Below are 12,940 nucleotides of genomic sequence, written 5' to 3'. Positions count from 1 at the left end.
TCGCGACCTGGTGTTTAACCCGGCATTGTTCACCCGATCGTGAACGTTTCTACTCAGCGTCGCTTCACGCGGCGTCGGAGCGGGTGAACGCGGCGCTGGCGAGGTCGGCCGCGTGCCGCATCGCGGCGGCGTGCAGCGCGGTCAACGACAACGCGTCCGCCTGCGCCGCCGGGTCGCCCTCGGTGGGCTCCAGCCTGGACTCGGCGGTCACGTAGACGACGCACTCGGCGGCCACGCTCAACCGCCGCGCGAGGAACGCCACGGCCCTCATCAGCCGTTCCGCCTCGGCTTCGGTGATCGGCACGACCCGCGGCCGGTCGGCGTCGACGTCGTCGTCGACCTGCTGCCGACTGGCCCGGCACGCGAGGCCGCGGTCCCACAGGCCGGCCGCCTCGTGCAGTGACTCGATGAACGGCTCCCAGTCCACTTGGGTCGTGGTCATGGCTCTCACCTTCTGTGCGTCGCGCTCATCGGGTGAGTGCCCTCGGAAGTGGCACTTCATGCCCATTTTTCCCAGTGCTCGAAGAATTGATCGTCACCCAGGCACACCGGATGGTCACATGGCGTGCCGCGAAAGACGGCTTCTGTCATTCGATCAGGTGGAAACGACTTCTTCAGGTTGTCCGGGTGCGAACGGTGGTAGCCGTTCGAGCAGAAGTCACGGCCGCGACTCGGCGTGAGCCACCGCGAGCCGCGAGTCGAGCACGGCTCCGCCCGGGCGGAGAAGGGGAGGAAGTCCAATGCCGGCGCGATCACCCAGGTGGCCTTCCCGCACGACCGCCTCGGCGGTGGTGCTCCTCTGCCTCGCCGCCCTGCACGTGCCGGCGACCGGGGCCGGGTCGCGGGTAGAGGCGGCCGAACCACGAGCCGAGATCACCGCCAACAACGCCATCAACGCCAACACCGACACCGCGAACTCCGTCGACCACGCCGCGGGCTCGCAGATCGCCGAGCACGAGGGCGGGAACCCGGTCGCCGCCGCCGACCTCGTGCTCACCGGCCCGACGGTCCCCGGCATGGACGTGAGCAGCCACCAGGGCGACGTCGACTGGCCGCACTGGTGGGCGCAGGGGATGCGGTTCGCCTACGTGAAGGCGACCGAGGGCACCGGTTACGTCAACCCGAAGTACGGTCAGCAGTACGGCGGCTCGCGCGAGGTGGGCATGGTCCGCGGCGCGTACCACTTCGCGCTGCCCGACAAGTCCGACGGCGCGACGCAGGCGAACTACTTCGTGGACCACAGCGGCGGCTGGGTCGGTGACGGCGGCACGCTGCCCGGCGCGCTCGACGTCGAGTACAACCCGTACGGCGACGACAAGTGCTACGGCCTCGCGCCCGAGGCGATGGTGACCTGGATCCGCCAGTTCAGCGATACGTACCAGCTGCGCACCGGCCGCTGGCCGATGATCTACACGTCCACCACGTGGTGGGACCTGTGCACGGGCAGCCTCGGTGACTTCACCGGGACGAACCCGGTGTGGGTGGCCCGCTACGCCGACAGCATCGGCCCGCTGCCGCACCGCTGGTCGGCGCACTCGATCTGGCAGCACACGTCGACCCCGATCGACCAGAACCTGTTCAACGGCACCATGGACGACCTCGTGGCGCTGGCCCGGGGCTGAGTCGTCCGGAACGGCGGCAGCCATGCACATCGACAAGTCCCAGGGCAGGTCCTTCTCCGTGCGGTGGCGCGGCTACGACCGACGTGAGGTGGACGACGAGCTGGTCCGCTCGGTGCAGGAGGTGGCCCGCCTGCGGGAGGAGCTGGAGGTGCTCCGGCTGGACCGGGACGGGGCCGTGGCCACCGCCGACGACCTGATGCGGGAGCTGGAGGACGCGCGCAGCGAGCTCGGCGAGTACCGGGTGCTGCACGCGGGTTACGCGAAGGACAACGCCGTGTCCGGCTGCATCCGGTACCTGATGCACGTGGCCAGGCAGAAGGCGGACGCCTTCGAGACCGACGCGCGGGAGCGCAGCGAGCAGATGCTCAAGCGGGCCGAGGAGGTGGCGCGGCAGCAGGCCGTGCTGCTGGACGAGACCGAGCAGGAGACGCAGCGGCGGCTCGCCGAGGCCGAGCGACGGGCCCGCCGGATCGTGCAGCAGGCGACGGCGGAGGCGAGCGCCCTGCTCGGCGGGAAGGTGGACGGTGGGAAGGTGGACGGCCAGGACCGCTGGACCGTGGACACCGCGCCGTCGCTGGACGTGCCGATGCCGCGCATCATCTCCGGCCCGCTGCCCGTCGTGCAGCCGGACGCGGAGGAGCAACGCCCGACCTCCGCCTGACGGTCACGCGCACGTCGCCGGCGAACGGCCGTGCCCACGTCGCCGGCGAACGGTCGCACGCACGCGGCCGTTCGCCGGCGCACGCCCTCAGCTCGGGAGGTCGTGCGGGTGGTCCACGTCGTCGCCGTCCGCCACGTCGCCGCACGGCACGTCGAGCGCGCCGTGCGCACGCAGGTAGTCCCGCGCGCCGGCGTCGCCGACCGCCGAAGCGGCCACCCCCGCCCAGTGCCCGGAGCCGATCAGCACGGGGTGGCCGGGCGCGCCGTCGTACGAGGCGCGCGCCAGCGCCGTCGGTTCCGCCAACGCCCGCAGCCGCCGGACCGCGGCCACCGTGACACCCGGCGTGTCCACCGGCAGCACGACGACCGCCTCGACCGCGACGCCGGCCAGCGCGGCCAGCCCCACGCGCAGCGACGAGCCCATGCCGGTGGCCCACCCGGGGTTGTCCACCACGACGCAGCCGTCCAGCGCCGCCCGCGAGCGCACCGACGACGCCGAGGCGCCGAGCACCACGACGACCGGTTCGCACCCCACCTCGCGCAGCACCGCCGCGGCCCGGTCGACCCACAGCACGCCGCCGTGCGACACCAGCGCCTTGGGCCCGCCGAAGCGCCGCCCGGCGCCCGCGGCGAGCAGCAACCCCGCGACCGCCATGCGGTCACACTATGGCCTGGTGCCCCCTCAGCTCCGTCCGGCCGGCCACCGCCAGCTTGCGGTAGACCCTGGTCAGGTGCTGCTCCACCGTGCTCACGGTGATGTGCAACCGCATCGCGATGGCCCGGTTGCTGTGGCCACACGCGGCGAGGGTCGCGACCCTGCGCTCCGAGTAGGTCAACTCCGTCATACGCGAGAACACGTGCGGCGGCACGGGGGCGGTTCAACTCAGGACGAGAGGTGCTCCAGCAGGAGCGCCGTCAACGCCTCCGGCGCCTCCTCCGGCACCCAGTGCGACACGTCCTCCAGCATCTCGAACCGGTACGGGCCGGTGACCCAGTCGCCGGTGCTCAACGCCGCCGTCGACCCGAACGCCACGTCCTCCGTGCTCCACACGTACAGCGTGGGCACGGACACCTTCCCGGCCTTGCCGCCCGGACGCCCGGCGCGGTACCAGTTCAGCGCGGCCGTCAGCGCGCCCGGCTCGGACAGCCGCCGCACGTACTCGTCGACCCGGCTCGACGGCACCCGCCACTCGAACATCTGCCGCAACGCCGCGGCGTCGTCGTCCAGCATCCGCTTCTCGGTGTTGCCGTTGCGCCAGTCGGTCAGGTAACCGGACCGCAGGTGCTGGTCCTCGTCGGTGCGCAGGGCCTCGGCGAACGCGCCGGGGTGCGGCGTGGACACGACCGCCAGCTTCCGCAGCCGCCCGGGGTGCTCGGCCGCGGTCCACCACGCCACCGCGCCGCCCCAGTCGTGGCCGACCAGGTCGAACACCGACCAGCCGAACGAGTCCGCCACCGCCAGCACGTCGCCGACCAGCGCGTCGACGCCGTACTCGGCCGCCCGCTCCGGCCGCACGCCGGGGGAGTAGCCGCGCTGGTCGAACGCCACCGCCCGGAAGCCCTCGCGGCCGAGCACCGCGACCTGGTGCTCCCACTCGACGGCGGCCTCCGGGAAGCCGTGCAGCAGCAGCACCGGCCGGCCGTCCTCGGGGCCCGCCGCGATCGCGTCGAAGTCGCCTTCGTCGGTCCGCACGCTCAGCTGTTCGATCACGGTGATCTTCAGTCCCATCACTCGACCGGTCCACGTGTTGTGGTGCGCATTCTCGCGCGCGGTGACGCACCGGAGTCGCGGCGGGGCCGTCGCTCCGGCGTCGGCTTGCCCGCTGCGGCGGCGGTGCCACCATGGGAGGGCGCGGGTCACGCGTGGGCCGGCGCCGCCGTGGAAGGCCGCGCGCCGCCCGGCGCCACCACCCGTCCGACGGCCGCTGACGACCCACGGTGCCGTGGGCCGCGCGCCCGCAGTCCCAGGAGTGGCCGATGTCGCCCAGGACCACCCGTCGTGCCCTCGCCCTGCCCCGGCCGGGCCAGGGCGTCTGGCCCGGCCTGTGGAGCCCGCCCCGGTCCGTCGTGCGGGCCGAGGTCGCCGAGTCCCTGTTCCGCCACGCGGTGCGCGGGTTGCCGGTGCGCGTGCTGCTGCCCGGCGGGCGCGTGCTCGGCGCGGGCGGTCCGGACGCGCCCGTCATGCGCGTGCGCCGGCCCGACGCGTTCTTCCGCCGGCTCGGCGTGGACGTCAAGATCGGGTTCGGCGAGGCGTACATGGTCGGCGACTGGACGTCCACCGCGCTCGCCGACCTGCTGACCGCGTTCGCGGCGAGGCTGACCACCCTGGTCCCGCCGGGGCTGCAACCGCTGCGCCGCTGGGTCGAGCGCCGCCACCCCGAGTCCGACCGCAACGACGTGGTGAACTCCAGGCGGAACGCCCACCGGCACTACGACCTGTCCAACGACCTGTTCCGGGTGTTCCTGGACGACACGATGACCTACTCGTCGGCCTGGTTCGACGGCTCCGGCGGCACGCTGGCCGACGCGCAGCTGCGCAAGGTCGACGGCGTGCTGGACTACGCGGGCGTGCGCCGGGGCAGCCGGGTGCTGGAGATCGGCACGGGCTGGGGCGCGCTGGCCGTCCGGGCGGCTCGGCGCGGCGCGACCGTCACCTCGCTGACCCTGTCCGCCGAGCAGCGCGCGCTGGCCGTGCGGCGGGCGGAGGAGGCCGGTGTCGGCGACCGCGTCGCCGTCCACCTGCGCGACTACCGGGAGGAACGCGGCCGGTACGACGCCGTGGTGTCGGTCGAGATGATCGAGGCCGTCGGCGCGGAGTACTGGCCCGCCTACTTCGCCGCGGTCGACCGGGCGCTCGTGCCCGGCGGCCGGTTCGGGCTCCAGTCCATCACCATGCCGCACGACCGGATGCTCGCGAGCGCGTCCGCCTACGGCTGGGTGCACAAGTACATCTTCCCCGGCGGCCTGATCCCGTCCGTCCGGGCGATCGAGGACACCGTGCGCGAGCGCACCGCGATGCGGGTGGTCGACAGCCGCGAGTTCGGCCGCGACTACGCCGAGACCCTGCGCCGCTGGCGGGAGCGGTTCCTGTCCCGGTGGGACGAGGTCGCCGCGCTCGGCTTCGATGACACGTTCCGGCGGATGTGGGAGTTCTACCTGGCGTACTCCGAAGCGGGCTTCCGGGTAGGCCATCTGAGTGTCCGCCAGTTCGCCGCGGTGAAGTAACGGCCCCGGTCACTACGCCGAACGGGGACCTCCGTCGTCACCACCGGGTGTTGTCCCGACCACGCTGCGTCGGATCGTGGTCAGCTTTGGCTCGTCCCGTATCAGGAGCCCCGCTGCGTGCTCCTCATCAATGAGCCGGGATGGCCGGAGGTTCGACACAAGCGTGAGGAGGTCGCCGGATGGTGCAGCACGCATCCGTGCGAGCCGACGTCGAAGTGGGGGTCGGCGCGGTCCGCCACGCGGCTGACGCGCCCGGTCGTCCCGAGGTCAGGCTCGTCGTGGGCGAGGGTCCGCGACAGGTGACCACCCAGTGGCTGGCCGAGGCCGAGCTGTCCGAGCTGGTCGACGAGGCGCTGCTCGGGGAGCCGCGCGCGATCGGCCAGCTCCTGGCGCGCATCCAGCCGCTGGTGCTGCGCTACTGCCGGGCCAGGGTCGGGTCGAGGGAGCGCACGCTCGTCTCGGCCGAGGACATCGCCCAGGAGGTCTGCCTGGCCGTGGTGTCGGCGCTGGGCAGGTACCACTACGAGCCGGGCTCGTTCCTGGCCTTCGTGTACGGGATCGCCGCGCACAAGGTCGCCGACGCCCGCAGGCGCGCGGTGCGCAGCCGGGCCGAAGTCGTGCCCGAACTGCCCGACACGCCGACCTCGGAGGCCGGGCCGGAGCAGCGGGCGATGACCGGCGAGCTGATCGGCCACGTCACGCAGCTGCTGCGGAAGCTGCCGGAGCGGCAGCGCGAGATCCTGGTGCTGAGGGTCGCGGTGGGGCTGTCGGCGGAGGAGACGGCGGCGGCCGTCGGCTCGACCGCGGGCGCGGTGCGCGTCGCGCAGCACCGTGCGCTGGCCCGTATGCGCGAGATGTTCGCGGCTGTCGACGGCTGACCCGGACTGGCATCGTTGGGTCCATGGCCGCCACGCCTCCGCTCGTGCCTCCGCTCGTGCCGCCGTCGGACCCCTCGTCACCGCCGCTCGCGCCGGGGCCGGGCGCGGGTGCCGACCCGGTGTTCGACGTGCTGCTGTCCGGGACCGTGTTCCTCGACATCATCTTCACCGGCCTGCCCCGGCCGCCCGCGCCGGGCACCGAGGTGTGGGCCGAGGGGCTCGGCTCGTGCCCCGGCGGGATCGCGAACCTCGCCGTGGCGCTGAGCAGGCTGCAACTGCGGACCGCGCTGTCCGCCGCGTTCGGCGAGGACGTCTACGGCGACTTCTGCTGGGAGGTCCTGGCCGAGCAGGAGGGCGTCGACCTCAGCCACTGCCGCCGGTACTACGGCTGGCACTCGCCGGTGACCGTGTCCATGGCGATGGACCGCGACCGGTCGATGGTGACGCACGGCCACCAGCCGCCGGTGTCGGCCGACGAGATCCTGGACCCGCCGCCGCCCACGCGGGCGTGCTTCGTGCACGTGGGCGCCGAGGACGAGCGGTGGGTGACGCGGTCGAAGGAGCAGGGCGCGCTGCTGTTCGCCGACATCGGGTGGGACCGGACCGAGCTGTGGGCGCCCGAGCTGCTGCGGCGGCTGGAGCAGTACGACGTGTTCCTGCCCAACGACGCCGAGGCCCAGCGGTACACGCGGTGCGACACGCCTGAGCGCGCCGCGATGGCGTTGGCCGAGCACGTGCCCGTGGTGGTGGTGACGCGGGGCGGCGGCGGCGCGGTGGCGGTCGACTCGGCCACCGGGGAGGTGGTGGACGTGCCGGGGCTGAACGTCGCGCCGCTGGACTCGACCGGCGCCGGTGACGTGTTCGGCGCCGGGTTCGTGCTCGGGACCCTGTCCGGCTGGCCGCTGGCGCACCGGGTGCGGTTCGCGAACCTGTGCGCCGCGCTCTCGGTGCAGCACTTCGGCGGGTCGCTGTCCGCGCCGGGGTGGGCGGACATCGCCACGTGGTGGCGGACGGTGTCGCGGCGGCCGGACGAGGAGCTGAAGAAGTACGGGTTCCTGGAGGACGTGCTGCCGAACCACACCGGGGTCGAGGTCCGGCGGGCCAGCGCGACGATCCGGCTGCGCGCGTCGAACTGACCGCCGGCCACGTCGGAACGCGCACCGGGTTCACCCGTTCGTGATCTTGCCGGTGCCGGGAACCCCTCGATCCCTTCGATCACGGACGTGCCGCGGCACCGATCGGACCCCCTGGGCCCGGGCGCCGGCCGTGCCGCCGGGCGGGCGTGAGGCTGATCACCCTCCCGTGCCTGGTGGGCTCCGCCGTCCGGCCCAGTGGGGTTTGACCACGCTCTCCGCCGGGCAGGAGTAACTTCGACGAGCGTCGTCGAAGATCGCGCCGAAACTTCTGCTCTTCGCGGAGCAACCCGCGGTGCTCTTCGCGCGACTTAGTCAGTGGGGGTTCCCGCGGGGTTGTGGAAGGGGTTGCTGGTTCAGTGTTCGCCGCGCGCGCGACAGGTCTGGTCAAGTTGGTGGGGTTGTGCCTGATGGCGGGTGTGCTCGTCGCGGCGGTGCTGTTCCCGGTGGTCGGCGGCCTGGGCCTGGCGTCCAACCGGGCCGCGGACACGGTGGACCAGACCTCCGGTGAGTTGACCAAGGCCGAGCTGCCCCTGGTGACGACGGTGCTGGACATGCACGGCCAGCCGATCGCCTACCTCTACGACCAGTACCGCGTGCCCGTGCCGTCCGAGGGCATCGCGGACACCATGAAGGCCGCGATCATCGCGATCGAGGACAAGCGGTTCTTCGAGCACAAGGGCGTCGACTGGCAGGGCATCGCCCGGGCCGCCGCCAAGGCGGGCGTCGACGGCGAGACCAGCCAGGGCGCGTCGACGCTCACCCAGCAGTACGTGAAGAACTACCTCGCGTTCGTGGTCGGCAAGGGCTCCGAGGAGGCCTACGAGAAGGCGACCGAGGCGACCTTGGGCCGCAAGATCAGCGAGGCCCGGATCGCGACCCAGCTAGAGCAGAAGATGAGCAAGGACGAGATCCTCACCGCCTACCTCAACGTCGTCCCGTTCGGCAACGGCGCGTACGGCGTCGGCGCGGCGGCCCGCACCTACTTCGACACCACCCCGGACAAGCTGACCGTGCCGCAGGCCGCGATGCTCGCCGGCCTGGTCAACGAGCCGAGCAGGCTCAACCCGGGCTCCGACGTCGACGCCGCGATCAAGCGCCGCAACACCGTGATCGAGCGGATGCGCGACAACGGCGCGTTCGGCCCCGACGCGAAGGTCGCCGAGGAGAAGGCGGCCGAGTACAAGGCCGCCGACATCGGCGTCGTGCCCGACCTGAGGCTGCTGCCCAACGGCTGCGTCGGCGCGGGCGACGGGCCGGTCTACGGCTTCTTCTGCCGCTACCTGATCGACTACCTGGAGAAGGCGGGCCTCCCGACCGAGGAGCTGCTGCGCGGCGGGTACACGATCACCACCACGATGGACCCGGTCGCCACCCGCGCGGCCAAGGAGGCCGCCGAGGCGCAGGTGCCCAAGACCCAGCCGGGCGTCGCCAACGCGATGGCCGTCGTGGAGCCGGGCACGGACAAGCACCGGGTGCGCGCGCTGGCCGCCAACCGCGACTTCGGCAACAACGCCGACGCCGGGCAGAGCGCCTACTCCATCCCCGCCGAGGTGACCAAGTTCGGCGCGGGCTCGATCTACAAGGTGTTCACCGCCGCGTCGGCGCTGGAGCGCGGTGTCACGGGCATCGACAAGCAGATCGACGTGCCGAAGACCTACACCTCGAAGGTCTACAAGGACGGCAACAAGCCCTACACGGTCAAGAACGCGGGCGACTACAAGGACAAGATGACGTTGACCGAGGCGCTGGCCCAGTCGCCGAACACCGCGTTCATCATCCTGGAGGAGAAGGCCGGGCTGAACAACGTGGTCGACATGGCCTACCGGCTCGGGCTGCGCGAGTCGATGCAGGGCGTCGACTGGCGCGGCGACCCGCTCAAGGCCGACGGCTCCAACGGCCCGTCCCAGGGCGACGTCTACAAGCGGGACAACAGCGGCTCGTTCACCCTCGGCGCCGGCCCGACCAGCGTGCTGGAGCTGTCGAACGTGGCGGCGACGATCGTGAGCGGCGGCAAGTGGTGCCCGCCGACGCCGGTGGAGCAGGTGGTCGACCGCAACGGCCGGCCGGTGCAGCTGAAGGAAGCGCCGTGCGACCAGGCCGTCGCGCCCGAGGTGGCCAACGCGCTGGCCGTCGGCATGAGCGCGGACACCAAGCCGGGCGGCACGGCGGCGGGCGCGGCGACCGGTTGGAACCGGCCCATGATCGGCAAGACCGGCACCACCGAGAACCACTGGTCGGTGGCGTTCATCGGCGCCACCCCGCAGTTCGCCGGCGCGGTCATGACGTTCACCGATGGGGTGGCGCCGCAGGTGATCTGCAACGGCACCCCGCCGAGGTTGTGCGGCACGTACGACGCCGGCGGTGTTTTCGGTGGTCAGGTGGCCGCGCCGACGTGGTTCAACGCCATGCGGGTGATCCACGAGGGCAAGCCCCCCGCCGCCCTGCCCGCCGTCGACCCGCGCTACCGGTAGTCGACCTCCGTCACGGGTTGCGTCAGCCTCGGAGCCGCCTCTGAGCTGGGCTTTCATAACGGCCCGAGACGGAACTCCCCGTTACTCGAACACGCTGTGTGACGATCAGTGGGGTGTGTCACCAAAAAGCACTAGTCGTAGTGCCGAGGCTTGCTCTTTCTTGTTACATCGGGTTACGGTCCCCGCCGCATGTCACGGTTCGGTCACCATAGGGACACGGCGTCGCTCCCCGAAAGCGCCGCCAGCCTGGATCCCCCGCCAGGTGTCCCCGTGGCCGGGCCGTGCTCCCCGATGCAGGAAGGCACTACCTTGGCACGGCACACGAAAGCCGACGGTCGACGCGCGTTCCTCGCGCCCCGCACGCCGTCCGGCAACCGCTCCCATCGCGCCGAGTGCGATCGGAAACCCGTCAGCGGCCGGGTCGCGGCCGCGGTGGTCGCGGCAGGCGCCCTCGCCACCGGCGTGGGCGCCGCCGGCGGCGGCTTCGACGGCGGCGACACCCGGTTCCTCCCGGTCGCGGCCGGCTCCGACCTGGCGGCGGCGCTGGCGCACAGCGCGGCGCCCGGTCAGGACACCATCCGCACCGTGCACGCCGTCCAGCCCGCGTTCGAGGCGGCGAAGCTCATGCGCTCCGAGGGGCTCTTCGTCCGGCAGCACGTGGACCAGGCGATCCGCCACGCGTCCGAGGGCTTCACCGCCCGGCAGGCCGAGCTGAAGCGGCAGCAGGACGCCGCGGCGGCCGAGCAGGCCCGCGTCGACGCGGAGAACGCCCGGATCGCCCAGGAGCAGGCCCGGGCCGCCGAGCAGAAGGCCGCCGAGGAGGCCGCCGCGGCGGCGGCCCGGCGTCCGGCGGTCGTCAAGCCCGCCGAGGGCCAGTTCACGTCCGGCTTCGGCGCCCGCTGGGGCACGACGCACTACGGCGTGGACATCGCGAACTCCATCGGCACCCCGATCCTGTCCGCGATGGACGGCGTCGTGGTCGAGGCGGGCCCGGCGTCCGGCTTCGGCCTCTGGGTGCGGGTGCAGCACAACGACGGCACCATCACCATCTACGGCCACGTCAACGAGACCCTGGTGTCGGCCGGTCAGCAGGTCCAGGCGGGCCAGCAGATCGCCACCATGGGCAACCGCGGCCAGTCCACCGGCCCCCACCTGCACTTCGAGGTGTGGGTCAACGGCTCGCAGAAGATCGACCCGATCGGCTGGCTGGGCGAGCGCGGCATCTCCCTCTGACTCCTCGCGCACCGGTCCACCGCACGTCCCGTCCTGCCCCGCCGGCCCCGACCGGTGGGGCAGGACGACGTTCGGGGTGCGGACGCCCGCGAGGTGACACCGGCCCGGAAGGCATACCGACTGGTCGGTACCTGAGGTACGGTGGCCGTCGGACACCTTCAGGGAGGCGATCGTGGGTCGTTGGGGAATCACCCTGCCGCTGACGGGCGTGCCGGTGCTCGACCACCGCGCGCTGGTGGCCGAGCTCGCCGATCTCGGCTACACCGACGCGTGGTCGGCCGAGACCGCGGGCACCGACGCCTTCACGCCGCTGGCGCTCGCCGCGCAGTGGTCCGACCGCGTCCGGCTCGGCACCGCCATCGCGCCCGTCTACACGCGCGGGCCGGCGACGCTGGCGATGACGGCCGCAACGCTGGCCGAGGTGTCCGGCGGGCGGTTCGTGCTGGGCATCGGGTCGTCCTCGCCCGCGATCGTCGAGCGGTGGAACGGCGTGCCGTTCCACGAGCCGTTCAAGCGCACGAGGGACACGCTGCGGTTCCTCAAGGCCGCGCTGACCGGCGAGAAGGTGTCCGAGGAGTACGAGACGTTCACCGTGCGCGGCTTCAAGCTGGAACGCGCGCCCGAGCACCCGGTGCCGATCATGCTGGCCGCGCTGCGCCCCGGGATGCTGAGGCTGGCGGGGCGCGAGGCCGACGGCGCCATCACCAACTGGCTCGGTGCTGCCGACGTGCCCAAGGTGCGCGCCGAGATGGGCGGCGGCGAGCTGGCCGCCCGGATCTTCGTGTGCCCGACCGAGGACGCCGACGCGGCCCGCGCGCTGGGCCGCGTGCTGATCAGCACCTACCTGACCGTCCCCGCGTACGCGGCGTTCCACGACTGGCTCGGCCGCGGTGAGGCGCTGCGCCCGATGCACGAGGCGTGGGCGTCCGGCGACCGGCGCGGCGCGGGCGCGCTCATCCCGGACGAGGTGGTGGACGCGCTGATCGTGCACGGCAACGTGGACGAGTGCCGCGCGCACGTGGCCCAGTACGCGGCCAACGGCGTCGACACGCCCGTGATCGCCCTGCTGCCCACCGGCGCGGACCCGCTCGACCTGGCGCGCGCGCTGGCGCCGGGGGCCTGACCGTGGCGCGGCGGACCGGGACGACGCCCGAGCGGATCGTGGGCGCGGCCGTGCGGTTGTTCGCCGCGAAGGGGTTCGACGCGACGACCGTGCAGGAGGTCGTGGAGGCGGCCTCGGTCACCAAGGGCGCGCTCTACCACTACTTCGGCTCCAAGGACGACCTGCTGTTCGAGATCTACCGCGCGCTGATCGGGCGGCAGATGGCCGACCTCGACCGGATCGTGTCGGCCGACCTCGACGCGGCCACCACCGTGCGGCGGATCGTGGTCAGCCTGGTCGAGACGACCGCGGCGAGCGTGGACGAGACGGCGGTGTTCGTGCGCGAGATGCACCGGCTCGACGCGGACCGGATGGCCGCCTTCCGGTCCGAGCGGCGGCGCTACCACGAGACGTTCCGGTCGGTGGTCGAGCAGGCCCAGCGCGACGGCGGGTTCAGCTCGGCCGTGCCCGCCGAGACGGTGGTCCTGATCGCCTTGGGCGTGGTCAACCAGCTGCCCACCTGGTACCGGCCGGACGGGCCCAAGTCGCCCACCCGGCTCGGCGACGAGATCGCCGACTTCGTCCTCGCCGGGCTCAGGCCCGCGTAGCGGCG

At 72.7% G+C, this 12,940-nt stretch carries 13 protein-coding genes; 9 read left to right on the top strand and 4 right to left on the bottom strand.

The genetic code is table 11. The features are described from left to right. Positions 1-64 precede the first annotated feature (64 nt). Entirely contained in the window at positions 65-442 is a 378-nt protein-coding gene (locus tag ACQPYE_RS29665; RefSeq protein WP_498716089.1) for a hypothetical protein, read from the bottom strand. A 298-nt stretch (positions 443-740) separates the two neighbouring features. On the opposite strand from ACQPYE_RS29665, the gene ACQPYE_RS29660 reads away from it, so the two are divergent. Further along, entirely contained in the window at positions 741-1,622 is an 882-nt protein-coding gene (locus tag ACQPYE_RS29660; protein WP_498716087.1) for a lysozyme, read from the top strand. Between the two features lie 22 nt (positions 1,623-1,644). Continuing rightward, positions 1,645-2,283, top strand: a complete 639-nt coding sequence (locus tag ACQPYE_RS29655) for a DivIVA domain-containing protein (RefSeq protein ID WP_498716085.1) — start codon at positions 1,645-1,647, stop codon at positions 2,281-2,283. Between the two features lie 87 nt (positions 2,284-2,370). On the opposite strand, the gene ACQPYE_RS29650 is transcribed toward ACQPYE_RS29655, so the two are convergent. The 3 genes from ACQPYE_RS29650 to ACQPYE_RS29640 are packed head-to-tail and all read right to left on the bottom strand — an operon-like array spanning position 2,371 to position 4,011. Continuing rightward, a complete protein-coding gene (locus tag ACQPYE_RS29650; RefSeq protein WP_498716084.1) occupies positions 2,371-2,937 on the bottom strand; it encodes a nucleotidyltransferase family protein in 567 nt (188 codons plus the stop codon). 4 nt (positions 2,938-2,941) lie between these two features. Then, entirely contained in the window at positions 2,942-3,127 is a 186-nt protein-coding gene (locus tag ACQPYE_RS29645) for a helix-turn-helix domain-containing protein (RefSeq protein ID WP_498716081.1), read from the bottom strand. A 38-nt stretch (positions 3,128-3,165) separates the two neighbouring features. After that, the gene (locus tag ACQPYE_RS29640; protein ID WP_498716079.1) at positions 3,166-4,011 is read right to left on the bottom strand and encodes an alpha/beta fold hydrolase; all 846 of its coding nucleotides are present in this window, start codon (positions 4,009-4,011) and stop codon (positions 3,166-3,168) included. Positions 4,012-4,259: 248 nt separating this feature from the next. Between ACQPYE_RS29640 and ACQPYE_RS29635 the strand changes: the two genes are divergently transcribed. The 7 genes from ACQPYE_RS29635 (at position 4,260) to ACQPYE_RS29605 (ending at position 12,935) form a co-directional block, all read left to right on the top strand. Then, positions 4,260-5,507: a class I SAM-dependent methyltransferase gene (locus ACQPYE_RS29635; RefSeq protein ID WP_498716078.1), complete on the top strand. Its 1,248-nt coding sequence runs from the start codon at positions 4,260-4,262 to the stop codon at positions 5,505-5,507. A gap of 182 nt (positions 5,508-5,689) precedes the next feature. Next, positions 5,690-6,385: an RNA polymerase sigma factor ShbA gene (shbA, locus tag ACQPYE_RS29630; protein WP_498723009.1), complete on the top strand. Its 696-nt coding sequence runs from the start codon at positions 5,690-5,692 to the stop codon at positions 6,383-6,385. Positions 6,386-6,408: 23 nt separating this feature from the next. Beyond that, positions 6,409-7,521 carry a PfkB family carbohydrate kinase gene (locus ACQPYE_RS29625; protein WP_498716076.1) on the top strand — a complete coding sequence of 371 codons (1,113 nt, stop codon included), beginning with the start codon at positions 6,409-6,411 and terminating at the stop codon, positions 7,519-7,521. A gap of 356 nt (positions 7,522-7,877) precedes the next feature. After that, complete coding sequence (locus ACQPYE_RS29620; RefSeq protein ID WP_498716074.1) at positions 7,878-9,992, top strand: transglycosylase domain-containing protein; 2,115 nt, start codon at positions 7,878-7,880, stop codon at positions 9,990-9,992. A gap of 309 nt (positions 9,993-10,301) precedes the next feature. Next, positions 10,302-11,225, top strand: coding sequence for a M23 family metallopeptidase (locus ACQPYE_RS29615; protein WP_498716072.1), 924 nt, complete (start codon positions 10,302-10,304; stop codon positions 11,223-11,225). Between the two features lie 172 nt (positions 11,226-11,397). After that, positions 11,398-12,348 (top strand): LLM class F420-dependent oxidoreductase, encoded by a 951-nt coding sequence (locus ACQPYE_RS29610; protein WP_498716071.1) that lies wholly within the window; start codon positions 11,398-11,400, stop codon positions 12,346-12,348. Between the two features lie 2 nt (positions 12,349-12,350). Beyond that, positions 12,351-12,935: a TetR/AcrR family transcriptional regulator gene (locus ACQPYE_RS29605; RefSeq protein ID WP_498716070.1), complete on the top strand. Its 585-nt coding sequence runs from the start codon at positions 12,351-12,353 to the stop codon at positions 12,933-12,935. Positions 12,936-12,940: the final 5 nt, after the last annotated feature.

This window comes from Actinosynnema sp. CA-299493 (assembly GCF_050946825.1).
Lineage (GTDB): Bacteria > Actinomycetota > Actinomycetes > Mycobacteriales > Pseudonocardiaceae > Actinosynnema.
The sequence above is the reverse complement of the archived record's forward strand: the minus strand, read 5'-3'. Positions and strand labels throughout refer to the sequence as shown.

Excerpts from the sequence above, each read along its gene's own strand:
- ACQPYE_RS29640 (WP_498716079.1), bottom strand. The coding sequence starts at position 4,011 with ATGGGACTGAAGATCACCGTGATCGAACAGCTGAGCGTGCGGACCGAC.
- ACQPYE_RS29665 (WP_498716089.1), bottom strand. The coding sequence starts at position 442 with ATGACCACGACCCAAGTGGACTGGGAGCCGTTCATCGAGTCACTGCAC.
- ACQPYE_RS29635 (WP_498716078.1), top strand. The coding sequence starts at position 4,260 with ATGTCGCCCAGGACCACCCGTCGTGCCCTCGCCCTGCCCCGGCCGGGC.
- ACQPYE_RS29650 (WP_498716084.1), bottom strand. The coding sequence starts at position 2,937 with ATGGCGGTCGCGGGGTTGCTGCTCGCCGCGGGCGCCGGGCGGCGCTTC.
- ACQPYE_RS29655 (WP_498716085.1), top strand. The coding sequence starts at position 1,645 with ATGCACATCGACAAGTCCCAGGGCAGGTCCTTCTCCGTGCGGTGGCGC.
- ACQPYE_RS29645 (WP_498716081.1), bottom strand. The coding sequence starts at position 3,127 with ATGACGGAGTTGACCTACTCGGAGCGCAGGGTCGCGACCCTCGCCGCG.
- ACQPYE_RS29625 (WP_498716076.1), top strand. The coding sequence starts at position 6,409 with ATGGCCGCCACGCCTCCGCTCGTGCCTCCGCTCGTGCCGCCGTCGGAC.
- ACQPYE_RS29660 (WP_498716087.1), top strand. The coding sequence starts at position 741 with ATGCCGGCGCGATCACCCAGGTGGCCTTCCCGCACGACCGCCTCGGCG.